Raw genomic sequence first — 21,287 nt, 5'->3', positions numbered from 1 at the left:
CGGACGTCGCCGCATGAAGGGCCAAGGGCAGGGTCCCGGGACCGCCCCGACCGACGTCAGCTCCCCGGGGGCAGCGGGCCGGCGGACGGCGGCGAGCGGGCGGGCCGAGTCCGACCGGAGGGCGGGACCCGAGCCCAAGGTCGGGACCGGCGGGCGGCGGGCTGCCGGCGTCGTGCTCTGGCCGACGGCGGTGCTCGTCCTGCTGCACGCGGGCTGGGTGGGGGCCGTCGGCCCGGCCCACGACCTGCACATCCTGTGGAGCGGCTCGCGCCGGCTGCTGTCCGGCGGGCCCCTGTACGACCCCGACCTGGCTTTCATCTACCCGCCGCTGGCGGGCTGGGCCCTCGCGCCCTTGGGCGTCCTGCCCTTCCGCGGTGCGGTCGTCGTGATGACGCTGGTCAGCCTCGCGGCCCTGGTCGCGGCGGTCGTGCTGGTCCTCGGCCTGGTGGGCGTCGCGTGGCGGTCCCCGTTGACCGCCGGCGTGCTCCTGGCCGCCGCACTCAGCCGTCCCGTCCAGGGCCTGCTGCACCAGGGCAACCTCGACGTCCTCCTCACGCTCGCCCAGGTGGTCATGATCCGGGCGCTCGTCGCCCGCCGGGACGTCGCGGCCGGCGCCCTCCTGGGGGTGGTCTGCGCGGTCAAGCCCACCCTGACGCCGTTGGTCCTCGGCGCGCTCCTGCTGCGGCGGGTGCGGGTGACGCTGGTGGCCGTCGGCGTCGGGGCCGTCCTGACGGTGCTCGGGTTCCTGCTCGTCCCGGACGGCAGGGTCTTCCTCACCGACGTGCTGCCGATGCTGGGCGACGGCAACCGCCCCGAGCTGCACCGCTACGACCGCTCCCTGCAAGCCGCCGTCGAGGAGCTGGGTCTGCCTGGACCGGTGGGTGGCGTGCTGAGGGTCGCAGCGTTCGCCGTCGCCGTGGGCCTCGGCTGGCGGCGTCGTCACGGCCCGCTGGCGCCCCTGGAGGTGATGCCGCTGCTGCTGCTCGGCGGCCTGCTGGCGTCGTCGTTCAGCTGGGCGAACTACTCTCTGTACCTGCTGCCGCTCCTGGTGACCGTCGTACTGCCCGGGAGCCTGGTCCGGGCCTGGCCCGCCTGGGCGGGCGTCTACGCGCTCTGGAGCGCCGGGGAGTGGCCCTCGCCAGGCCTTGGCGGAACCTTCGACTCCGTGCTGGCGCTGCGGCCCCTGTGGGGCTGGCTCCTGCTCCTGCTCACGTGCGCATGGGTTGCCGTCCGGGCTGGTCCGGCCATGCTGGGGCTCGGGTGGTCGGCGGGACGAGGTCCCCGGCAGCCCCCGGACGAGGGCGTGGCGCGGGAACGAGGAGAGGGATGACGACCAGGCAGAGCCTCACGGGGTGGGGCCGGACGGCGCCGAGCGTCGCGCGGGTCGTGCACCCGCGGAACGTCGACGACGTCGTCGCCGCGCTGGGGGAGCGTGGCGAACGCGGGGTGGCGCTCCGGGGCCTGGGGCGCAGCTACGGTGATGCCGCCCAGAACGCCGGCGGCACCGTGGTCAGCCTCGTGGGCCTGGACCGCGTGCTGTCGGTCGACGTCGAGCACGCCGTGGTCACCGTGCAGGCGGGCGTCACCCTGGAGCACCTCCTGCGCGCACTGCTGCCGCTGGGGCTGTTCGTCCCGGTCACCCCAGGGACGCGGCAGGTGACCGTCGGGGGGGCGATCGCCGCGGACATCCACGGCAAGGACCACCACGTCCGCGGCAGCTTCTCCCGCCACGTCGAGGGGTTGGACCTGCTGCTCGCGGACGGCTCGGTGCGGCACGTGGGCCCGCACGAGGACGCCGATCTGTTCTGGGCCACGGTCGGCGGGATGGGGCTGACCGGGGTGATCCTGCGTGCGACCCTGCGGATGATGCCGGTGGAGACCTCCTGGGTGGTCGTGGACTCCGAGCGCGCCGCGAACCTGGAGGACCTCATGGTCCGCATGACCGACGACGACGAGCGCTACACCTACTCCGTCGCCTGGGTGGACTGCCTGGCGCGGGGGGCGTCGATGGGCCGGTCGGTCCTGACACGTGGCTGGCCGGCCCGACGGGACCAGCTGCCCGCCCGACTGCAGGACCGTGCGCTCGGGTTCGGTCCGCGCCGGGCGCCGGCGGTGCCGGTGACAGTCCCGACCCCGCTGGTCAACCGGGCCAGCGTGCGCGCGCTGAACGAGACCTGGTACCACAAGGCTCCCGCTCGACGACGACGCGCCCTCCAGGGCATCGGACCGTTCTTCCACCCCCTGGACGTCGTGCAGTCCTGGCCGCGGCTGTACGGCCCGCGCGGGTTCGTGCAGTACCAGTTCGTCGTCCCGTTCGAACGGCACGCCGTCGTCCGGCACGTCCTGGAGCTGCTCCACCGCGAACGCGTGGTCGTCTCCCTCGCGGTGCTCAAGCGGTTCGGGGAGGGCAGCCCCGCTCCGCTGTCCTTCCCCGCACCCGGCTGGACGCTCGCCCTGGACCTGCCGGTCGTACCGGGGCTGGCCACGCTCCTGGACCGGTTCGACGACCTGGTTCTCGGTGCCGGTGGCCGGCTGTACCTCGCCAAGGACTCCCGGGTCGCCCCGGGAACCTTCGAGCGCATGTACCCCGACGTCGACCGCTGGCGACAGGTGCGCCGGCAGGTCGACCCCGACGGCGTGTTCGCCTCCGACCTGTCGAGGAGACTGGGCCTGTGATCGACTCCGTGGGCACCCCGCAGTCCGTCCTGCTCCTGGGCGGGACCTCCGACATCGGGCTGGCGCTGGTGCGGGCGCTCGTCGCGCGGCGTCCGGCCCGGGTCGTGCTGGCCGCGCGCCCCTCCCCGCGCCGGGACGAGGCGGTGGCGGCGCTGTCCGGCGCCGGGCACGAGGTGGTAGCGCTCGACTTCGACGCCGAGGACGTCGCGTCCCACCCGGCCGTGATCGAGGCGGCCTTCGCCGGCGGGGACATCGACGTCGCCCTCGTGGCCTTCGGCATCCTGGGGGACCAGGAGCTCGCCTGGCGCGATCACGCCGCAGCGGTCCGGCTGGTCGGGGTCAACACCACCGCGGCGGTGAGCGTCGGAGTCCTGCTCGCCCGCCGGCTGGAGGCGCAGGGGCACGGCGTCGTCGTGGCCATGTCGTCGGTCGCGGCGGAACGGCCCCGTCGCTCGAACTTCGTCTACGGGGCGAGCAAGGCCGGGATGGACGCCTTCTACACGGGGCTGCGGGAGGCGCTGCGCCCGGCGGGGGTGCGGGTGCTCGTGGTCCGGCCGGGGTTCGTCCGCAGCGCGATGACGCGGGGGCGGAGGCCGGCCCCCCTCGCCGTGGACCCCGATGACGTGGCGGCGCTCGTGGTGCGGCGCCTGCAGCACGGGCCGGAGACGATCTGGGCGCCCCCGGCGCTGCGGGCCGTCATGGCCCTGCTGCGCCACCTTCCCGGACCGGTGTTCCGCCGTCTGCCGGTCTGAGCTCGTCTCCTCCGCGGAAGACGACGGTCCGGAAGGCCCAGAAGCGGAAAGCGGTCGCGACCGCCATGCCCACCACGTTGCCGGAGATGTTGTCCGCGACCGGGCTGCGCAGGCCCAGGAGCTCCCGGGCCAGGACCAGGCAGAGCACCTGCAGGCCCGCCCCGACCGCGCTGACGAGCACGAAGCGCAGCAGCTCGCCGGCCAGGTCGGGGCTGCGCCGGTCACGCCAGGTCCACCAGCGGCTGCCGGAGTACGCCACGGCGATCGCGACCACGCTGGAGACGACCTTCGCCGGGACGGAGGGCGCGTGCGCCTGGAGGAGGAGGACGTTGAACACGAGCAGGTCGGCGGCGTAGGCGAGCCCGCCTACCACCCAGAAGCGGCCGGCCTCCCCGGCGAGACGGCCCGTGATCACGCGAAGACCGCCAGGAGGAGCAGCACCACCCACAGCGCCCCGAGTGCCAGCAGCATGCGGTCGTGGAGGATGACGTCCTCCGGCTCCTCCGCGTGCCCGGCATCGACGTTGATCGCGTAGCGCAGGACGGCGACCACGAACGGAACCGTCGAGACCATGCTCCACGCGGAGTCCCGCTGGTTGTGCACCTGGAACGCCCACAGCGCGTAGGTGGCGATGACGAGGGCGGCCGCCGTCGTCCACACGAACCGCAGGTAGCTGCGGCTGTAGGCCCGCACGACCGTGCGTACTGTCTCCGCGCCCTGGTAGGCCCGCTGTGCCTCGGCGTAGCGCTTGCCGGCGGCGACGAAGAGGGAACCGAAGCCGGCGGCCAGCAGGAACCAGGGCGACAGCGGGATGCTCGCGGCGACGGCTCCGGCGAGGGCGCGGAGCAGGAAGCCGGAGGCCACGATCCCGAGCTCGACCACCGGCTCCCGCTTGAGCCACAGGCAGTAGGCCAGCAGGACGGCCACGTAGGTCGCTGCCACGAGCAGCAGCTCCACGCTGTGCACGGACGCCAGGGCGAGGCCGGCGACCGCGAGTGCGCCGGCTGCCCCGAGCGCCGTCCGGGGGGAGACGGTGCCGGCCGCGATGGGCCGGTGCCGCTTGACCGGGTGCGCCCGGTCCGTCTGGACGTCCACGACGTCGTTGACCAGGTAGATCGCCGAGGAGATCAGGCAGAATATGACGAACGCACCCGCCGCGCCGAGCAGGGCCTGGGGGCTGAGCCGGTCGGCAGCCGGCAGCAGCGGCGCCAGCACGAGTGCGTTCTTGGTCCAGTGCCGGACGCGCACCGCCGCGAGGAGCCCGCTCGTGACCTGCAAGCCGGTGGCGGTCACCGGGTCACCGTCCCGCGGGCGGCGGCGGCCAGCGCGCCGACGGCAGACCCGACCAGCACGTCGCTGGGGAAGTGCGCGCCTACCAGCAGCCGCGACAGACCCATCACCGGGGGCAGGGCCAGCGTGGCGCGCGTGCCCAGGAGGCGCCCGAACACGACGGCGGCCGCGGTCGTCGAGGCCGCGTGGGACGACGGCATGCCCCAGCGCCCGCCCGGACCGGGGTGGACCCGCAGGTCCGCGTGCACCGGGCGGGCCCGCCGGACCAGCCGCTTGGCCAGGACGCTGACGGCGTGGGCGGCGAGAACGACGCCCGTCCCACGCACCCACTCCGCCCGGCGTGGGGCGTCCGCGAGCGCGCCGAGGGTCCCCACGGCGAGCCAGACTGCGGCGTGCTCCCCCGCCGCGCCGAGGACGCGCGCGGCGGTGAGAGCGCCGGGCACGCCGAGCACACGCTGGACGCCCAGCAGAAGCCGCAGCTCCGTGTTGACCCCGTCGTCGGACACGCACCAACCATCGGCCCTCCCGGCGGATATCGCACGTCCGGCGGCCGGCCGCCCGTCAGTCTCGATGCCTCGCCGGCGCCGGCGGGAGGTGTCGCGGCCCGTAGCCGCGCCCGCGGCTCAGCAGCGCGGTGGTGGCGCCAGCCGCCTGGTCAGGTCCTCCCGCAGCCACACCGGACTGGCGCAGACGTCCGCCACGACGCGGTAGCGCTCGGTGACCAGGTCGCGCAGCCTCGAGCCGGCGTCGATGCCCCAGGAGTTGAAGCCGTTGATCTCCACGATCCACGCCGGTGCCTGTGGGCCGCGAAGCGTGGCTCGCAGGCGCTCCTGGTCGGGGTCGAGCGTGCGCATCGGCAAGCTCCACAGATAGGGATAGGGCGACGCGAGGTCCGCCGCCTCGAGCACCGACGGGCTCCCGTAGGCCACGAACGCCGTGTCCCCGGGCGACGCGGAGGCGGCCAGCCACTCGCCCGTCCGCTGCTGGAACCAGAGGCGGGGGACGACCGCGTAGGCCACGACCGCTACCAGCGTCCCCAGGACGGCGGCGCCGACCAGCATCCGGGCCGTGGTCCGCATCCAGCGGCCGCCGCGGGACGGGGAGGGGGCGACCATCGCGACGGCGAGCACCGCTGCGGGCCCCAGCTGCAGCAGGTACGACGGCCAGTAGCTCCCGCCGGCGGCGATCGCGGCGAGCCCGAACAGCAGGAGCCCGGTGACGGCCCAGTGCTCCGGCGAGGCTCGGCGCAGTGCCGGGCGAGCCGCGGCACACCAGGTCCCGACGATGCCCAGGAGCCCGGTGACGACACCGACGGCGACGAGCATGACTGCGCGGTCGATCGTGGCCCGGGGCCGGTTGGACCAGATCACCTCGAGCGCGGCACGACGGAACCCGGCCAGGTCGTGCCACAGCGCGCCAGGGTCGACGCCGGCGGCCACCACGAGCAGGCCCGCGACGCCGGTCGGGACGAGCGCTCCCAGGACCGCCGCCGTCGCGACGCGCAGCTCGCGCCGCCCGACCCGGCGCCGCGCCACGGCGGCGACGACGACGAGGAGGGTCAGGAACAGCACGCCCTCGAGGAGGTTCTGCTTGACGAGGGGGGCCGCCGCCGCGAGCGCACCGGCCCATCCGGCGAGCCACGGCTGACGCCTCGTCGGGCCCGACCGCCACGCCGCGAGCCCCAGCGCCAGGCTCGCCATCACCAGCGCGGCGCCGAACAGCTCGCCGTCCGCGTGGTCGGCGGCCATCATCGGGCAGCACATCACCGCGGCGCCGGCGGACGCCGCCCAGCGCCCACCGGACCGGCCGGCGAGCAGCGTGCCCGCGTGCCAGGCGGCCAGCACGAACAGCAGGGTGAAGGGGATGGCGAACACCCGGATCGCGGCGTCCCACTGGGTGAGCGCAGCCAGCCGGAAGATCGCCATGAGCAGCGGCGGCCGGTCAACGAAGTAGTCGCCGTACAGGAACTCCCCGCCCGCGTGCCACTGGCGCGCCACCAGCAGGTATCCCGCCTCGTCGTTGCGGAGCGGCTGCAGCACGTACGTTGCCCGCGCCAGCACCACGCAGAGGCACAGCGGTACGAGGAACCGGGGCGTGGTGGCGCCGGCCACCGGGCGCCCGGGCCGCACAGCGGGCCCTGACGGCAGCCCGACGGCGGATGGTCGCCTCGGCGCGGTCACACCCCGATCTAAGCGCCCCGGGTCCGCCGCGACGAGCCGTGCCGCGCTCGGGTCATCGGTCGGTCGGCCCACCGATCGTGGGTCTGGGTCCCGGGCGGCCACAGGCGTACATTTCCAGTTGTGGCAGCGTCGCTGGCAGCGGGAGTCGTGGTCCTGCACCTGGCCTACCTCGCCTACGCCGCGTTCGGCGGCTTCCTGGCGCTGCGCCGGCGTGCCTGGCTGTGGCCGCACATCGTCTCGACCGTCTGGTCGGTGGTGGTCACGACGACGCAGATCGGATGCCCGCTGACCGCAGCCGAGAAGTGGCTGCTCGGCCGCGCCGGCCGGACACCGTACGAGGGCAGCTTCACCGCCCACTACCTGCGGGACGCCCTCTACCCTGCGCAGTACGAGGTCGCCGTGTGGCTGACGATGCTTGCCCTCGTTCTGACGTCGTACGTCGTCGTGCTGAGACGTCGGCACGGGCGTGGCTCACCAGCCGGCCCTGCGTGAACCGGTACGCCCTGCGGCGCACCTCGCCGCGGGACCGCACGGTGGCCGCGCTGTCGGGGCGGTTGCCGCGGGTCGGGCTCGACGGCGTGCTGGGCGACCTGAACCAGGCCGCGCGACCCTGCGAGGTGCCGGGTGGGGCGGCCGGAGACGGGTTCACCTGGGCCGACCGGGACGGCGACGACCCGTCGTGGACACCGCAGGGCGTGGCATGCACCCGGTCGGGTGATGTGCTGCTCGTCAGCTGGTACGCCCGGCGCCGGTGGCTCGTCCGCACCCAAGGCTCACGCATCTCGGTGGTCGACCGGCGCGACCCCCAGTGGCCCCGGTACCGGCACGTCCTGCTCGTCTCGGCGCGCCGGCGGCTGCGGGTCCTGACCCTGGGCGGCGTCCGGGTCCACGCGGGCGGGATCGCCGTCGTCGGCGGCCTGCTGTACGTCGCGGACACGCTGCACGGGGTGCGCATCTTCCGGCTCGACGACGTCATGCGCGCGCCCCGGCGCCGCCTGGACGAGGTGCTGCCCTGGTCGGGCGCGGGGACCCGCACGCTGGGGCTGCGACCCACCGGCGGGGCCCTCGGGTACGACTACGTGCTGCCGGAGGCGCTGCGCCTGCGGGTCCGGCCGCGTGCCGGACCGCGGCGGCTGCGCTACTCGTTCCTGTCCGTGGGGCAGGTCGAGGGACGCCTGAACCTGGTCGTCGGGGAGTACGGCCGCACGGGCACGATGCCGCGGCTGGCCAGGTACCCTCTGGACCCCGTGACCGGGTCGCCCGCGTTCGACGACCACGGCCGCTGGGCGCCGCTGGACGTGTACGAGCACCAGCCGCACCGCATGCAGGGCGTCGCCGTCCACGGGACCACCTGGTTCGTCACCGCCAGCACCGGCGAGGGCAACCCCGGTGACCTCCACGTCGGCTCCCCGGGGCACCTCCACCGCCATCGAGGTGTGCTGCCGACGGGCCCGGAGGACCTGGACTGGTCGCGCCCTGGCGAGGAGCTGTGGTGCGTCACCGAGTGGCCGGGGCGCCGGTGGGTGTTCCCCATCGATGCCAGACGGTGGGCGCGCGCTGCAGCTCGGCCACACGAAGCCCCGCCTGAGCGCGGTGCCGCAGCATCCGTCCGCGGCGGCCGACGGTCGTAGCTCGGGACGCGCCCGTCAGAGATCGCGTTCGGCGAGCTCGCGGAAGCCCTCGGGGACGCCGCCCGGGCGCCGCAGGGTGGAGGGCAGGTAGCCCACCGCCTCGCGCCCGAACCGGGCGCGCAGGTCGTCCATGGATCGGTCGAGGGCCCGCCGTGCCGATCACTCCGTCGAGCCGGGGCGCCACGGGTCCTGGGGCGGCAGGTCGAGCTCGAGCTGGACGCCGCGCTCGAGGGTGAGGTTCGAGACGGACACGGCAAGCAGGGTGATCTCGACGGCGGCCGCGCGCTGGTCTCGGATGGCCTGCCAGGCGAGCTGTTCGGCCACCTCGGTGATGGTGAGCGTCGCCGAGACGGCGGCCCGCAGGGTGTGGGAACGGGTGACCGAACGCATCCCGGGAAACCGGACCCGCACCGTGATCGTGCGCCCCGCCCGGGCCTTGGCCCGAAGTCGGCCCGCCACGCGCTCGGCCAGGTGCCCGAGGATGGTGCGGACGAGCTCGGGCGTGGGCCGGCAGCGCCCCATCGCCGACTGCGCGCCGAGCGATCCCGCCCGGCGGGCGGTCGTCACTCGGCGCGGGTCCTCGTTGAGCGCGAGGGCGTGCAGGCGCCGGTCGCGTGCCCCAGGAGTCGCTCCAACGTGGAGGCCTGTGAATGCGCGAGGTCGCCGAGGGTGCAGATGCCGCGGTCGGCCAGGCGACGTTGCGTCACCGGGCCCACGCCCCACATCAGGCCGACCGGCAACGGATCGAGGAACTCGCGCTCCCGCTCGGGCTCGACGACGACCAGACCGTCCGGCTTGGCCACTTGAGAGGCGATCTTGGCCAGGTGCTTCGTCCGGGCGGCGCCGACCGAGATCGGCAGGCCGACCTCCACGCGCACGCGCTGACGGAGCCGGGCACCGATCGCCGAGGGCGGGCCGAACAGGTGCGTGGAGCCGGAGACGTCGAGGAACGCCTCGTCGATCGAGATGCGCTGGATCGCGGGTGTGACGTCGCCGAGGATGTCCACCGCCACGGGACGGCCACGCAGGCCCGGGTCCAGCAGCTGCTCGACCGAGGCGTAGAAGGCATCGAGATCGGCATGCAGGATCGTGGGCCCGGGGGACACCGGGTCATCGTATCGAACACACGTTCGACTGGACAAGGCTGCCGATGCTGCCGATGGCACCGGACCACGGCCGGTGTCAGCGCTGCCACCGTCTGCGCAGCGCGTGCGCGGCGGCCTTGGGCTGGCGGTCGCGGGTGAAGGCGCCCTTCTTGTTGCCGCCCACCCGCATGATGCCGGAGGTGGTGGCGAAGTCGGCGAAGTTCCAGACGTGCTCGCCCACGACCGCCTCCACGCTGTCGAACACGGCGTGGTTGGTGTCGAGGTAGGCGACCTGGTACTCCTCCGACCACGGCTCGGGAAGGATGCTGTGCTGGCCCGAGTAGGTGTCGGCGCCGTACTCGGTGATGATGATCGGCTTGCCCTCACCCGCCCAGCCGTCGAGCTCGGCCTTGAAGTTCTTGGCGGCCGCCTCGAGGTCGCCGGTGTCGACGTACCAGCCGTAGTAGCGGTTGAGCATGAGCACGTCGCCGAACTGGGAGACGCGGCACTTGCCGTGCGGGGCGAGCATGACGTTGACGAACCCGACCGGGCGGGTGGGGTCGGCCTGGCGGGCGACGTCGAAGAGGGGACGGAAGTAGTTCTCGGCCGCCTCGGTCTCGGACTCCGGCTCGTTGGCGATCGACCAGAGCACGACGCTGGGGTGGTTCTTGTCCCGCGCGATGAGCTCGCGGATCGCCTGCGCGTGGATTTCCTGGGTGGCGTCGTTGACGGTCTCGGGGGAGAACGTGGTGTAGCCCTGGCCGCCGAAGATGCCGCCGCCGATGCCCATGTTCAGCCCGACGGCGGCGGTCTCGTCGATGACGACGATGCCCTGGCGGTCCGCGTGCTCCAGCACATCCTCGGAGTAGGGGTAGTGGGAGGTGCGGAAGGAGTTCGCCCCGACCCAGCGCAGCAGCTCGAAGTCGTTGACGAGGTGGGCGTCGTTGTGGGCCTTGCCGATCACCGCGTGGTCCTCGTGCATGCCGAAGCCCTTGAAGTAGAACGGCTCGCCGTTGATGAGGAACTCGGTGCCGCGCACCTCCACGGTCCGCACGCCCACCTTCAGGGAGTAGCTGTCCGCCGTCGCGCCGTCGTCGAGGAGCTTGACCTCCAGGTCGTAGAGGTAGCCGTCCCCGGGAGCCCAGCGGTGCACGTCGGGCACGGTGAGCGTGCCAGAGGCGCCCGAGCCGGTCGCCACCTCGGCGCCGTCGGCGTCGCGGAGCACGACGGCGACGTCCGCGGCCCCGCCCTCGGTCTCCACCGCGTACTGCACCGTGCCGGTGGCGCCGTCCAGCCCCGTGACGACGGTGATGTCGGAGACGTACGCCGGCGGGGTGCTGTAGAGCCAGACCGAGCGGTGCAGGCCGGCGTAGTTGAAGAAGTCGTGCCAGTACCGCTGCTTCTTGCCGCTGGAGGTCTCCTCGATGACGCCCGGGGGTATGGTCTGGAAGCTCAGCGTGTTGTTCACGACGACCGTGATGCGCGCCTCCTCGCCCGGAGTGACCAGGTCGGTGAGGTCCGCCTCGAACGGGGTGTAGCCGCCCTCGTGCTCGGCGACCTGGTTGTCGCCCACCCACACCACCGCCCGGTGGGTGGCGGACTCGAAGTTCAGCACGATGCGCTCGCCCGCCCAGCCGCGCGGCACTCGCGTGACGGTCTGGTACCAGACGTCGCCGAAGTACTCGCGCACCGCCGCGTCCGCGACCACGTCGTTGAAGCTGGCAGGGACCGCCATCAACCACCTGCCCGGCAGCGGCCCCCGCTGCCAGCCCGCCCGGCGGCCCTCACCGTCCGGGTCGAGGGCAAAGCTCCACAGGCCGTCGAGCCGTTTCTTCTCCCGGGTGGCGGTGTCCTCAGGACGCAGCATGGAATTCCTCCTCGATCAGAGTGCGGATCGGCCCATTCACCCACCGGCACCTGCCGCCGGCAAGGATCGAACGCGTCATCGCTATGTCGCGGCCGCGCGCCGGGCGGCGATCTCGGCGGTGATCTCGCGGAATCGGGACTCGGTCAGCGGGTAGAAGGCCATGACGACGAGGGACAGCAGGGCGAAGCCGGCGATGATGCCGCCGGTCCACAGCTGCACGGCCTCGGCCACCCCGGCCTCCTGCGGCTCCCCGGTGGAGGCGCGGGCGGCGCTGAATCCGGCCCACGTAAGCGCGAAGCCGCCGACGAAACCGCCGAGCGCCTGGCCCATCTTGCGCGTGAAGGAGAAGGCCGCGTAGGTGGTGCCCTCGGTGCGGTTGCCGGTGCGCCACTCGCCGTACTCGACGGTGTCGGCCTCCAGCGCCCACATGAGCGTGTTGACGCCGTTGATGCCGAGGCCCATGAGGAAGAACGCCACCGGCCCGAGCAGCGGGACCGACGACAGCGGCGACAGCGCGAGCACCGCCGCGCCCACGATCGTGGCGACGCCGAAGGCGACGTAGCCGGCGCGCTTGCCGACGGTGCGAACGATCACCGGGATCAGCGGCCCGACGACCGCGATGGCCGCGGTCTGGGCGAGGATGTTCCACGCGATGTACTGCGGATTCTGCTGGACGTAGATGGCGATGTAGGAGCTCAGGGTGCTCAGCGCCGTCACAGCGGTGAGGAAGAGGACCGCGCCGAGGGACAGCCAGATCAGCGGCTTGTTCGTCGTGAAGGTCTTGAGGCTGTCCTTCATCGACACGGGCGTCGCGGGCCGGGCGACCTGCTCGCGGGTGTTGAAGACGAGGAAGAGGTACAGCGCCATGCCGACGACGACGAACGCGGCGGTGGTGAGGAACAACGACCGCTGGAGCGCCAGCGGGTTCTCGATGTTCGCCCGGATCTGCGGGGCGATGGCGAAGGCCAGGCCGAGGATCGCGAACGCCGCGCCGTAGCCGCGGAACGCGGCGAGCCGGCCTCGCTCGACCGGGTCCTGGGTGATGGCGGGCGCCATCGAGCCGTACGCGATGTTCACGAGCGTGTAGAACACCGACCCCATGAGCAGGTAGGTGACGTACATGTAGGCGACCGCGGCACCGGGTGAGATGTCGGGGAAGAAGGTTCGCGCCGAGTAGATGGCCATGCTGGTGAGCAGCAGCGGCAGGGAGAACCAGAGGATGAAGGGCCGGAACTTGCCGAGCTTTCCGGCCTTCTTGGCGTCGACCGCGCGCCCGGCTATGAGGTCGGTGAAGGCGTCGGCGAACCGGACGGCGAGGAACATCGTCCCGATGACCGCGCCCTCGATCCCCACGACGTTCGTGTAGTACAGGATCAGGAACATCCCCGCCATCGTGAACGACAGGTTGTTCGCCGCGTCGCCGGCGGCGTACGCGAGATAGTTCCGGAGCGTCAGCTTTCTGGGGGCGGCGATCCCGACTGCTGCCGTTGATGCGGTGGTGTCCATGCTCAGCTCCTGTCTCGCCGTCGGCGCTTCGTGACGGGTGGAAGGGGCGGTTCACCTGGTCCTGATGGCGTTGACGATGGCCTCGGCGGCGGCGTCGAGCCTGATCCTGCTCGTGTTGATGACCATGTCGTAACGGTCAGGGAGCCGGGGATCCCAGCCGTAGAGCACCTTGGACATCTGCGCACGCACCTCGTCCTCGCGCTCCTGCCGCCGCGCCGCCCGCTCGAGCGGGATGCCCGCCTCCTGCGCGGCCCGCCGGACGCGGTCCTCGAGAGCGCCGGTGAGCAGCACGTGCAGTGTGTTGGGCCTGTCCGCGAGGATGACCGCGGCGTTGCGGCCCACGATGACGCCGCCCTCGTCCGCGTAGGTGCGTACGACCCGGTTGTTCTCCATGACGAGGTCGTACTTCTGCTGCTGGGTGGCGACGACGTCCCGGGTGTCGAAGCCGCCGTAGGCCCCGCCCATCGCCGAGTAGACGGTCGCGAGAACGGCGTTGCGCTCCAACGTGGCGTCTTCTCCCGCCTCCAGGTCCTCGGAGCTGAAGGCCTGGCGGTGGAAGGGGAGGCCCAGCGCCTCCGCCACCCTCTGGCCGACGTAGGTCGCGCCCGCGCCGTAGTGCTCGAAGATCGTGACGACGGGCTTGCTGGAGGCGGTCGGGCCCGCTGCGCGCGTCGGATCCTCCACGGCTGCACGGTCGGACATGGCGACCTCCTCGTCGACGTGCGCTGCCCGCAGGGTAGCGGCCCCCGGTGCATCATGCTCGCGCAGGCCCGTCGCACTCCCGCGGACTGGTTGAGCCCGGCACCACGGGGCCCGGCCCCTCGCGCGACGGGAGGCAGGAGTGGGGTCCGCCTCCGGGACGGGGCCCGCCGGCTGCGCGCGCACTCGCCACGTCGAGGTCCTGTGCGACGACGTCGGACTCTCGTCGCGACGGGGAGACCATCCGCCTAGCATCACCCGCATGGAGACAACGACGTCCGCTTCCCGCAGTCGCATCCTTGACCGCCTTGCCCGACAGCTCGCGCAGCGCGTCGGCGACGGCATGGTCCGGGTCACTGTCGACGGCCCGGACGGCGCCGGCAAGTCGACGTTCTCACGCGACCTCGACGACGCGCTCAGGCCGCTGCTGGGCGACGGCGCCGAAGTGCACCGGTTCAGTGCCGACCACCTGCTCATCCCGATCCAGCTCCGTCGCTCCGAGCGGGCGGCCGACCCGCGCTGGCTCTACGAGAACATCTACGACCTGGAGCAGATCCGCGCCATCGCCGGCGGGGCACCCGACTTCGACGCACGGGACTCCGTGCTCCTCGTCGACGGCATGACCCTCCAGCGGCCCGAGCTCGCAGACCTGTGGGACCTGACCGTCTACCTCACCGTGCCCGAAGAGGTGACCGTCCAGCACATCCTGGCGCTCACCTCCACGCTGGAGGAACCCGACGCAGCAATCGAGGCCCGCTACACCGAACGCTACCTGCCGGCCCTGCGGATCTACGCCGACGCGGTGGACCCCCTGTCCCGCTCCGACATCGTCATCGAGATGAGCGACGTCGAGCGGCCCACCGTCCTGCGGTGGGGCAAGAACTAGGGAAACGCTGAACACGAGATCCTAGTAGATTGCGCGCGATCCTCGACCGGACGGAAGCCTGTCGCAGTCGGCCCGTGCTTGCCTTCGACGCCGAGGTCCTGGCCGTCGTCCGTCAGGTGCGTGGCTGATCGGGCCACGCCGACGGCCGGAGGTCTCGGCGTCGGGGTGCCCCTGATTCTTGTCAGGGTTCGCCCTGGAAGGACCCTCGGACGTGTTCCCTGCGGCGTCTCGCACCCCTGGCGTCGATGTCATGGGAACCTTCTTCGACACCATCCGTCGCTCCGGCTTCCGTCGCGGCCCGGACCGCATCGTCGGCGGCGTCTGCGGGGGTATCGCCCGCGCGGCGAGCCTCAACGTCTGGGCCGTCCGCGTCCTCACGCTCGTCCTGTTCCTCATCCCCGGGATCGGGATCGGCACCTACCTCCTCGCGTGGCTGCTCCTGCCCTCTCAGGACGGCTCCATCCCGCTCGAGAACCTGCTCGCCGGAGGCCGACCGGTCCGCTGACCACGCGGTCAGCCGCACCCCCCAGTTCGGTCCATGTCGACGGAGTCGCGCGCGGTACCGAGCCGACGAGGTCACGCGGTGTCCGGGCTTGAGCACCTCGCCGAGGTGCTCGTCCGTCGTCAGGGCCCGGACCGCCACCGCGGCGATGTCGTCACCGTCGACGAACAGCGGAGCGCTCAGGCCGGGCGTCATCTCCACGGACGTCCCCGGAGCGACTCCCAGAAGGCGGCGCGCACACCGCTCGCGCCCCACGCGTTCGGCTCGATGACGTGGCAGTACCACAGCCCCGGATCGGCGGGGCGTGGGTCGGGCTGGGCGGGGTCGCCCCTGGCCAGGCCGTGCCCGCGGAAGGTGCGGTGGATCTCCGCCACCGCGGCGCCGTGCTCCGCGGCGCCCGCCCGGAGCGCCTCGTTGAGCTCCGCCAGGACGCTGAGAGCCGACGGCCACGGCGGAAGGCCGAGGGCGGCGGCGTTCCCGGTGCCGTCGGTCGGGTCGTAGACGGTCCCCACGACCACCCGCGGGACGGGCGAGAGGCTTCCCAGAACGCCGAGGGTGCGCCGGAGCCCCTCCCGCACCGACGCCACCGCGCGCCGCGCCGCCCGGGTGCGCCCGTAGGCGGCGAGCAGGTCGTTGCCGCCGATCGTCAACGTGACGAGGGACGGTCTCAGCGCCGCCACCCGCGGCACCTGGACCTCGAGGAGCGTCGCCGTCGTGGCGCCGTCGGTGGCGAGGAGGTGGAAGGGCATACCGGCGAGGTCCTTGCCGTGCCAGGCGGGAAAATCGTCGTCGCGGTTGCGCGCGAGCAGGCTCGCCCCGCCGCGCCCGGGCCCGCCCGCGTAGGTGTCGATCGAGATGGAGTCACCCAGGGCGACGTAGGCGCCGGCGTCCTCCACGCCTTCACCAGGCTGCACCGCTATCCCTCCATGCCGGCGGGATGACGCCGCCGCACCCCGCGCCCAGCGGCCGGTGCGCCTCCGTGTCTCGACCGGCACCGGAATGCCCCGGCCCGCCCCCGATCACCGACCCGGCCGAGGTACGGGCGATGTGGCGCTCACGGGAGCCCGCCGCGCAGCACTCCCTCCCGCACAGCCATGCTTCCAGGATGCTCGCATCGAGCGCGCCCGGCCCAGAGCCGCACCAGCGCCGGTCGAGCCTGCCTCACACGGGCTCGACCTCGACCACCGGCAGCTTGTCGAGGCTCCTGGTCATGTTGCTGAGGTGACGCTCCGGCTGCCCCACGGCGAACCGGCGGACCCGCCGGGTCAGCGCCTCGAGGACCGCGAAAGCCTGGAGCCTGGCGAGTCCCTGCCCCGCGCAGCCGTGCACGCCGTAGCCGAAGGAGAGGTGGTCGACCGGGTTCCGGCGGACGTCGAAGGCGTCCGGGTTCTCGTAGTGGCGCGGGTCGCGGTTGCCGGAGCCGAAGAGGATGGCAACCTGCGAGCCGGCGGGGATGAGCGTCCCGTCGACCTCGACGTCCTCCTTGACGAGCCGGCCGAAGGCGTGGACCGGCGCCTCGTAGCGCAGGACCTCGTTGAACGCCGAGGGGATCAGCGACGGATCCTGGCGGAGGAGCTCGTACTGGTCGGGGTGTGCGGCGAGCTGCGCGAGGGCGTTGCCGATCGACGCGATCGTCGTGTCCGTCCCCGCCCCGACGTACTGGTGGATGATGTGGCCGCAGCTCTCGCGCGGGATGTCGCCGCGCTCGCCGGCGTCGAAGATGGCGCGCCCCATGGAGCCCTCGGCCAGGTCCTTTGCCTGCACCTGCAGCGACCACTGGAAGAGCTCGCCGGCGATCGGAAAGTTCTCGACGGTGCGCTGGTTCATCGGGCCGAGCACGTTGAAGGCGGCGTCGGCCCAGCGCAGCATGTTGGCGCGGGCCTCGCCCTGGACACCGATGAGGTCCGCGACGACCTGCAGGGGCAGCTCGCGGGCGAGGTCGTCGATGGCGTCGAAGGATCCGCGCTCGACGAGGCGCGCCACGAGCGCGTCGGCCTTGGCGTCGATGTCGCCCTTGAGCTTGCGGAGCGCACGCGGTGAGAGGTTCTCGGTGAGCGCGCTCCGCAGCGCCTGGTGGTCCGGGGGATCCGTGGCGAGGCTGGTCCCGGCGAGCGCCTGGTTCATCTGGTCGTTGAACGCGACGGCGTTGGAGGAGAAGACGGCCCAGCTGGCCAGCGCCTCGCGGATGTGCTCGTAGCGCGTCAGGGCCCAGACGTCGTTCGTGGGCAGCCGGACCACCGCGGCTTGTTCCCGGAGCTGGGCGAAGTGCGGGTAGGGGTCGAGCAGGACCTCGTCGGCGAAGAGGTCGAGATTGGACGAAGCCAGCGTTTCCACAGTCATCAGGCACCTCGGGGTTGGAAGGAAACCCGCACCGTCGCGGGTCGTCGGGGGTGGGCAGGGTCAGGCGGCGGGCGAGACGGCTGCGGGCGCGGTGGCGCTCAGGCGGCGCAGCCGCGGCACGGGGATCCGGTAGTTGAGCGCGACGGCGGTGCCCGAACCGTCGTCGCGCGCCCAGCGCAGGAGCGCCGCGCCGTCGTGCGGGTCGCCGTCGACGACCTCGGGCGGACCGGCCAGCGGCAGGAAGCCGCTCGCCTTGAGGTTGAGGCCGAACTGCTCGGTCCAGAAGTACGGCTGGAGGTCGAGCTGCGGGGCGTCGTCCCCTCTGACCAGTGCCGTCGCCGCGATCTTGCTCTGCTCGATGGCGCTGGTCCACAGCGGGACGCGGCCGACGCCCCGCCTGGTGAGGATCGTCGCCACGTCCCCCGCCGCGACGACGTCGGGCCGGACCCGCCCACGGGTGTCGACCGTGAGCCTGCCGTCGGTCAGGAGCCCGCTCGTCGCCAGCCACTCGAGGTTCGGGTCGTCGCCGACCGCGCTGACCACGAGCTCGGCCTCGAGGACCGACCCGTCGGCCAGCACCACCTGCGGGTGGCCGCCGGCGTCACGAACCCCGACCGCGTGGGAGGCCGCGTGGCGCAGCCCGTGCCGGTCGGCGGCGGCGGCGAAGACGTCGGACAGGTACGGGCCGAGCTGGTGGACGAGCGGGCGGTCGCGCGAGACGAGCGTGACCTCGCACCCGACGGCGAGGCACCCGGAGGCGATCTCCATCCCGAGCGCGCCGCCCCCGACGACGACCACCGTCGGCCGGCTTGCGAGGCGGCGGCGGAGCGTGACCGCGTCGTCGAGGTTGCGCAGCGTCAGCTCGCCGGCGAGATCGCCCCGCCCCAGGCGCCGGGCCCGCGAGCCCGTGGCGATGACGACCGCGTCGTACGGGAGGCCGGTGCCGTCGCCGAGCACCACGACCTTGCGCTCGACGTCGAGCCGCGACGCGCGCACGCCGAGGATCTCAACCGCCTCGTGGGTCGGAGCGGGCAGGTGGTGTGACGTCATGTCGTCGGCGTCGAGGAGCGCGGCCTTCGACAGGGCGGGGCGGCTGTACGGCGCGTGGCGCTCGTCGCCGACCACCGTGAGCTCGCCGTCGAACCCGGCGGCCCTCAGGGAGTCGCTCGCGGTGAGGCCGGCGATGCCGTTGCCGACGACGACGACGCGCCTCAGCGGTCGGGTGCTCATGCGATCCGGAGCGCGGCGACGGGGCAGACCCGCACCGCGGCCTTCGCGGCGTCGAGCTCGGCGTCGACGGTCTCGACGTCCAGGACGAGCTCGCCGTCGTCGTCGAGGTGCATGAGCTGCGGCGCGGCCTCCTCGCACAGGCCGTGGCCCTCGCAGCGCGGTCGGTCGAGGATGATCTTCATTGGTCCCTCCACTGGGCGTGGTCGCGGCGTTGCCGACCCTGCTTTACACAGAAGTGTGTAGCTTGCCACAGTGTCAGGCAAATGAATACTTGGCATCACCTACATGCACCGAGTGAAAGTTGGGTCGGGGATGGCGACGACGCCGGGACTGAGCTGGACGATCAAGGACAGCCTGGTGTCCTATGTCGAGGCGCTCGACGACGGGATGGTCGAGGCGCTCGCTCCCGCCTCCCGCTCGGCGGCCGGCTTCTGGTTCCCCTTGGCCGGGGAGGCGGCCGGCTCCGAGGTCGGGAGCATGAGCGTGGAGCTCCTCGGGACCGTGCGCCTCACCGGGCACTGGGGCGCCCTGGACGTCGAGCTGCGCGATCCGCGCGTGGAGCTTGACGGCCGGCGCGGGACGCTGCTGATCCGTGACCGCGCGAGCCGAGACCCGCAGAAGATGGTGCCCTTCGCCGAGCTCGCGGTCGGCCGCCACGAGTGCGCGGACGACGGCTCCTCGCACGTCGAGGCAACGGCGTCGCTGACCGGCCACGGGCGGCTCCTGCTCGGCGGTCAGTACCGTGTCGGGGAGCCGCTGAGCCCGCTCCGCATGTCGCTGCCGCCGCGCCGTGGTTAGCGCCCGCGACGCGTCCGCATCGGACGCGGACCTCGCCCGCCTGGCGTCGGTCAACCTCAACCTGCTGGTGCCGCTCCTCGCCCTCCTCGAAGAGCGGTCGGTGACGCGGGCGGCGGCCCGAGTCGGAATGTCGCAGCCCGCGATGAGCCACGCGCTGCGCCGGATGCGGCGTCTCATGGGCGACGACCTCGTCGTGCGGCAGGGCAGCAGGATGACGCTCACCCCGCGGGCCGTGACCCTCCTGGGGCCGTTGCGGCGCGCGCTGCACCAGACCGCGCAGGTCGTCAGCTCCGCACCGTTCGATCCGGCCGTCGACCGCCGGGTGATCACCGTGGCGATGACGAGCAGCACGGCCCTCGTCATCGGCAGCAGGGTGGTGAACCTGCTGGCGGAGCGTGCGCCGAACGCGGCGCTCCGGCTGCGCATCGCGACGACGCCGTCCAGCGAGATGTTCACCGAGGATGGGGCCGACCTGGTGCTCCTCTCCGAGGGCTCCGCCTCGCCTTACCCCCGTGAGCGCCTGTACGACGACCGATGGGTGGTCATCGCGAACTCGGGCGCCCCGGCGGCCGCGAGCGCCACCGAGCTGCTGTCGACGCTGCCGCACATCGCCTTCGACGCGTCGCCGCGCCGGTACCGTCCCTACGAGGTTCTCGACGCGCAGGGAGTGACCTACACCGTCCGCCACCGCGTCACCGACAACCTGCTGATCCCGGAGCTGGTCGCCGGTGCCGGCGGGGTGGCCCTTCACCGGTACCGGGCTGCCACCGCCATGAGCCACCTGAACCTGCGCGTCGAGGAGTTCCCCTTCCCGATCCCGACCCTCGGCATGGACATGGTCTGGAACCCGTGGCTCGCCGACGACCAGTTCAAGAGCTGGCTGCGCGGGATCTTCCTCGAGGCCGCCGAGTCGCTGTAGGGGTCGGCGCCGGCGGACGGACGACGTCGTGTGGCGCACCCGCGTCGCCCGTCCCGGGCCGACGTCACCGGGAACCGACGACGGCAGAGCCGGCGTCGGCCGGGCGAGAAGGACCGCGGCGCCACCGGTCACCGGGCTTTGTGACGTAGTGCGTGATCACGTGGCGCCAGGGGATGACGGCGAGAACGATGACGACCCAGAGGCAGGCGAAGGCCGTCTCCCAGGTGGCCGGGTCCATGCGGTCGGCGGTCCACAGCGGCAGCGCCACGACGGCGAGCCAGATCAGCTTCCAGGCCGTCTCGAACAGCAGCAGGGGCAGCAGCTGCACCGGGTACCGGATCCCCAGGAGGGCCAGGAGCGACATCGCGACGAGCATGCAGACGACGACGCTGTCCATGAGGGGCCACGGCTGGGCGTGGTTGACGAGCACCGGCCACTGCGTCACGGCGAGCCCGACCGCGATGATGAGGTACCCGACCCTCAACGCGTAGAGGCGCCACAGCGGCACCCGGTCCGCCGGCGTGGTGCCCTTCGCGTGGTTTCCTCCTGTACGTGCCAGCCGGCGCGGCGTCGCGCCCACAACGGAATTCATCACAGCTCTCCTTCGACTCGTGTTGACCTCGCTGCGACCGTCGGGGTCGACCGCAGGGTGATGACCTCGTGACCGCGCAGCGCCTCCAGGAAGGGCTGGAAGCTGCCGGTGACGAGGCAGCGCACGATCGGGCCGTCGGTCTCGACCTCGCTGACGCCGGCCGCCCACCCGATCTGCCGGACGGGCGGCCGGCCGACGAATCGAACCTCGACCCGCTGGGTGGGATGTTCGGCGCTCACGGACACGACGCTAGGGAGGGCACCGGGCGCTGCCATCAGTGGAATCCCGGGTCGGGTACTGAATGAAGTGGTGTGGAGCGCCCGGGGACCGCAGT

General features: G+C 72.8%; 24 protein-coding genes. 9 read left to right on the top strand and 15 right to left on the bottom strand.

The window, feature by feature from the left end; all coding sequences use genetic code 11:
* The first annotated feature begins 13 nt into the window (after positions 1–13).
* The 3 genes from ACF0H8_RS12755 to ACF0H8_RS12745 are packed head-to-tail and all read left to right on the top strand — an operon-like array spanning position 14 to position 3,428.
* Positions 14–1,330, top strand: coding sequence for a glycosyltransferase family 87 protein (locus tag ACF0H8_RS12755; RefSeq protein WP_395289279.1), 1,317 nt, complete (start codon positions 14–16; stop codon positions 1,328–1,330).
* Complete coding sequence (locus ACF0H8_RS12750) at positions 1,327–2,676, top strand: FAD-binding protein (RefSeq protein ID WP_395289278.1); 1,350 nt, start codon at positions 1,327–1,329, stop codon at positions 2,674–2,676. The genes ACF0H8_RS12755 and ACF0H8_RS12750 overlap by 4 nt, the downstream gene beginning before the upstream one ends.
* Positions 2,673–3,428, top strand: a complete 756-nt coding sequence (locus tag ACF0H8_RS12745) for a decaprenylphospho-beta-D-erythro-pentofuranosid-2-ulose 2-reductase (RefSeq protein ID WP_395289277.1) — start codon at positions 2,673–2,675, stop codon at positions 3,426–3,428. Before ACF0H8_RS12750 ends, ACF0H8_RS12745 begins: the two co-directional genes overlap by 4 nt.
* Here the strand turns inward: ACF0H8_RS12745 and ACF0H8_RS12740 are convergent.
* The 4 genes from ACF0H8_RS12740 to ACF0H8_RS12725 form a co-directional block, all read right to left on the bottom strand.
* Positions 3,373–3,843, bottom strand: coding sequence for a GtrA family protein (locus ACF0H8_RS12740; RefSeq protein ID WP_395289276.1), 471 nt, complete (start codon positions 3,841–3,843; stop codon positions 3,373–3,375). The two genes, ACF0H8_RS12745 and ACF0H8_RS12740, sit on opposite strands and share 56 nt — an antisense overlap.
* Positions 3,840–4,721, bottom strand: a complete 882-nt coding sequence (locus tag ACF0H8_RS12735) for a decaprenyl-phosphate phosphoribosyltransferase (protein ID WP_395289275.1) — start codon at positions 4,719–4,721, stop codon at positions 3,840–3,842. The genes ACF0H8_RS12740 and ACF0H8_RS12735 overlap by 4 nt, the downstream gene beginning before the upstream one ends.
* A complete protein-coding gene (locus ACF0H8_RS12730) occupies positions 4,718–5,224 on the bottom strand; it encodes a phosphatase PAP2 family protein (RefSeq protein ID WP_395289274.1) in 507 nt (168 codons plus the stop codon). The genes ACF0H8_RS12735 and ACF0H8_RS12730 overlap by 4 nt, the downstream gene beginning before the upstream one ends.
* A gap of 117 nt (positions 5,225–5,341) precedes the next feature.
* Positions 5,342–6,757, bottom strand: a complete 1,416-nt coding sequence (locus ACF0H8_RS12725; RefSeq protein ID WP_395289273.1) for a hypothetical protein — start codon at positions 6,755–6,757, stop codon at positions 5,342–5,344.
* A 261-nt stretch (positions 6,758–7,018) separates the two neighbouring features.
* Here ACF0H8_RS12725 and ACF0H8_RS12720 point away from each other — a divergent pair, with 261 nt between their 5' ends.
* The gene (locus ACF0H8_RS12720) at positions 7,019–7,390 is read left to right on the top strand and encodes a DUF2784 domain-containing protein (RefSeq protein WP_395289272.1); all 372 of its coding nucleotides are present in this window, start codon (positions 7,019–7,021) and stop codon (positions 7,388–7,390) included.
* Positions 7,387–8,529: a hypothetical protein gene (locus tag ACF0H8_RS12715; RefSeq protein ID WP_395289271.1), complete on the top strand. Its 1,143-nt coding sequence runs from the start codon at positions 7,387–7,389 to the stop codon at positions 8,527–8,529. Before ACF0H8_RS12720 ends, ACF0H8_RS12715 begins: the two co-directional genes overlap by 4 nt.
* A gap of 159 nt (positions 8,530–8,688) precedes the next feature.
* Here ACF0H8_RS12715 and ACF0H8_RS12710 read toward each other — a convergent pair whose 3' ends face one another.
* From ACF0H8_RS12710 to ACF0H8_RS12690, 5 genes are all read right to left on the bottom strand, one after another.
* Positions 8,689–9,096, bottom strand: coding sequence for a hypothetical protein (locus ACF0H8_RS12710; protein ID WP_395289270.1), 408 nt, complete (start codon positions 9,094–9,096; stop codon positions 8,689–8,691).
* A complete protein-coding gene (locus ACF0H8_RS12705; RefSeq protein ID WP_395289269.1) occupies positions 9,093–9,635 on the bottom strand; it encodes a hypothetical protein in 543 nt (180 codons plus the stop codon). Before ACF0H8_RS12705 ends, ACF0H8_RS12710 begins: the two co-directional genes overlap by 4 nt.
* 76 nt (positions 9,636–9,711) lie before the next feature.
* On the bottom strand, positions 9,712–11,481 hold the full coding sequence (gene uidA, locus ACF0H8_RS12700) for a beta-glucuronidase (RefSeq protein ID WP_395289268.1): 1,770 nt from the start codon (positions 11,479–11,481) through the stop codon (positions 9,712–9,714).
* Between the two features lie 81 nt (positions 11,482–11,562).
* On the bottom strand, positions 11,563–12,987 hold the full coding sequence (locus ACF0H8_RS12695; protein WP_395289267.1) for a glycoside-pentoside-hexuronide (GPH):cation symporter: 1,425 nt from the start codon (positions 12,985–12,987) through the stop codon (positions 11,563–11,565).
* Positions 12,988–13,038: 51 nt separating this feature from the next.
* Positions 13,039–13,689: an AAA family ATPase gene (locus ACF0H8_RS12690; RefSeq protein WP_395289266.1), complete on the bottom strand. Its 651-nt coding sequence runs from the start codon at positions 13,687–13,689 to the stop codon at positions 13,039–13,041.
* 259 nt (positions 13,690–13,948) lie between these two features.
* Between ACF0H8_RS12690 and ACF0H8_RS12685 the strand changes: the two genes are divergently transcribed.
* Positions 13,949–14,572, top strand: coding sequence for a hypothetical protein (locus ACF0H8_RS12685; RefSeq protein ID WP_395289265.1), 624 nt, complete (start codon positions 13,949–13,951; stop codon positions 14,570–14,572).
* A gap of 250 nt (positions 14,573–14,822) precedes the next feature.
* Positions 14,823–15,077, top strand: coding sequence for a PspC domain-containing protein (locus tag ACF0H8_RS12680; RefSeq protein WP_395289264.1), 255 nt, complete (start codon positions 14,823–14,825; stop codon positions 15,075–15,077).
* A 188-nt stretch (positions 15,078–15,265) separates the two neighbouring features.
* On the opposite strand, the gene ACF0H8_RS12675 is transcribed toward ACF0H8_RS12680, so the two are convergent.
* The 4 genes from ACF0H8_RS12675 to ACF0H8_RS12660 all read right to left on the bottom strand — a co-directional run bounded on the left by ACF0H8_RS12675 (position 15,266) and on the right by ACF0H8_RS12660 (position 18,826).
* On the bottom strand, positions 15,266–15,988 hold the full coding sequence (locus tag ACF0H8_RS12675; RefSeq protein ID WP_395289263.1) for an SGNH/GDSL hydrolase family protein: 723 nt from the start codon (positions 15,986–15,988) through the stop codon (positions 15,266–15,268).
* A 247-nt stretch (positions 15,989–16,235) separates the two neighbouring features.
* The gene (locus ACF0H8_RS12670; protein WP_395289262.1) at positions 16,236–17,414 is read right to left on the bottom strand and encodes a cytochrome P450; all 1,179 of its coding nucleotides are present in this window, start codon (positions 17,412–17,414) and stop codon (positions 16,236–16,238) included.
* Positions 17,415–17,474: 60 nt separating this feature from the next.
* On the bottom strand, positions 17,475–18,644 hold the full coding sequence (locus ACF0H8_RS12665) for an NAD(P)/FAD-dependent oxidoreductase (protein WP_395289261.1): 1,170 nt from the start codon (positions 18,642–18,644) through the stop codon (positions 17,475–17,477).
* On the bottom strand, positions 18,641–18,826 hold the full coding sequence (locus ACF0H8_RS12660) for a ferredoxin (RefSeq protein ID WP_395289260.1): 186 nt from the start codon (positions 18,824–18,826) through the stop codon (positions 18,641–18,643). The genes ACF0H8_RS12665 and ACF0H8_RS12660 overlap by 4 nt, the downstream gene beginning before the upstream one ends.
* A 130-nt stretch (positions 18,827–18,956) precedes the next feature.
* Here ACF0H8_RS12660 and ACF0H8_RS12655 point away from each other — a divergent pair, with 130 nt between their 5' ends.
* Together ACF0H8_RS12655 and ACF0H8_RS12650 are read left to right on the top strand one after the other, a co-directional pair.
* The gene (locus ACF0H8_RS12655; protein WP_395289259.1) at positions 18,957–19,442 is read left to right on the top strand and encodes an HtaA domain-containing protein; all 486 of its coding nucleotides are present in this window, start codon (positions 18,957–18,959) and stop codon (positions 19,440–19,442) included.
* A complete protein-coding gene (locus ACF0H8_RS12650; protein WP_395289258.1) occupies positions 19,435–20,361 on the top strand; it encodes a LysR family transcriptional regulator in 927 nt (308 codons plus the stop codon). The genes ACF0H8_RS12655 and ACF0H8_RS12650 overlap by 8 nt, the downstream gene beginning before the upstream one ends.
* A gap of 64 nt (positions 20,362–20,425) precedes the next feature.
* Here the strand turns inward: ACF0H8_RS12650 and ACF0H8_RS12645 are convergent, their stop codons facing one another.
* Entirely contained in the window at positions 20,426–20,953 is a 528-nt protein-coding gene (locus ACF0H8_RS12645) for a hypothetical protein (RefSeq protein ID WP_395289257.1), read from the bottom strand.
* Entirely contained in the window at positions 20,953–21,192 is a 240-nt protein-coding gene (locus tag ACF0H8_RS12640) for a hypothetical protein (RefSeq protein ID WP_395289256.1), read from the bottom strand. Before ACF0H8_RS12640 ends, ACF0H8_RS12645 begins: the two co-directional genes overlap by 1 nt.
* Between the last annotated feature and the right edge of the window lie 95 nt (positions 21,193–21,287).

Origin of the sequence: Georgenia sp. AZ-5, assembly GCF_043952095.1 — a bacterium.
Taxonomy (GTDB): Bacteria; Actinomycetota; Actinomycetes; order Actinomycetales; family Actinomycetaceae; genus Georgenia.
Note: the sequence above shows the minus strand (reverse complement) of the source record. Positions and strands in the feature narration are given on the sequence as shown.

Bases quoted from the DNA above. Each gene is read 5' to 3' on its own strand.
- ACF0H8_RS12655 (WP_395289259.1), top strand. From the start codon at position 18,957: ATGGCGACGACGCCGGGACTGAGCTGGACGATCAAGGACAGCCTGGTG.
- ACF0H8_RS12690 (WP_395289266.1), bottom strand. From the start codon at position 13,689: ATGTCCGACCGTGCAGCCGTGGAGGATCCGACGCGCGCAGCGGGCCCG.
- ACF0H8_RS12755 (WP_395289279.1), top strand. From the start codon at position 14: ATGAAGGGCCAAGGGCAGGGTCCCGGGACCGCCCCGACCGACGTCAGC.
- ACF0H8_RS12695 (WP_395289267.1), bottom strand. From the start codon at position 12,987: ATGGACACCACCGCATCAACGGCAGCAGTCGGGATCGCCGCCCCCAGA.
- ACF0H8_RS12645 (WP_395289257.1), bottom strand. From the start codon at position 20,953: ATGAATTCCGTTGTGGGCGCGACGCCGCGCCGGCTGGCACGTACAGGA.
- ACF0H8_RS12680 (WP_395289264.1), top strand. From the start codon at position 14,823: ATGGGAACCTTCTTCGACACCATCCGTCGCTCCGGCTTCCGTCGCGGC.
- ACF0H8_RS12750 (WP_395289278.1), top strand. From the start codon at position 1,327: ATGACGACCAGGCAGAGCCTCACGGGGTGGGGCCGGACGGCGCCGAGC.
- ACF0H8_RS12670 (WP_395289262.1), bottom strand. From the start codon at position 17,414: ATGACTGTGGAAACGCTGGCTTCGTCCAATCTCGACCTCTTCGCCGAC.
- ACF0H8_RS12685 (WP_395289265.1), top strand. From the start codon at position 13,949: ATGGAGACAACGACGTCCGCTTCCCGCAGTCGCATCCTTGACCGCCTT.
- ACF0H8_RS12660 (WP_395289260.1), bottom strand. From the start codon at position 18,826: ATGAAGATCATCCTCGACCGACCGCGCTGCGAGGGCCACGGCCTGTGC.
- ACF0H8_RS12665 (WP_395289261.1), bottom strand. From the start codon at position 18,644: ATGAGCACCCGACCGCTGAGGCGCGTCGTCGTCGTCGGCAACGGCATC.
- uidA (WP_395289268.1), bottom strand. From the start codon at position 11,481: ATGCTGCGTCCTGAGGACACCGCCACCCGGGAGAAGAAACGGCTCGAC.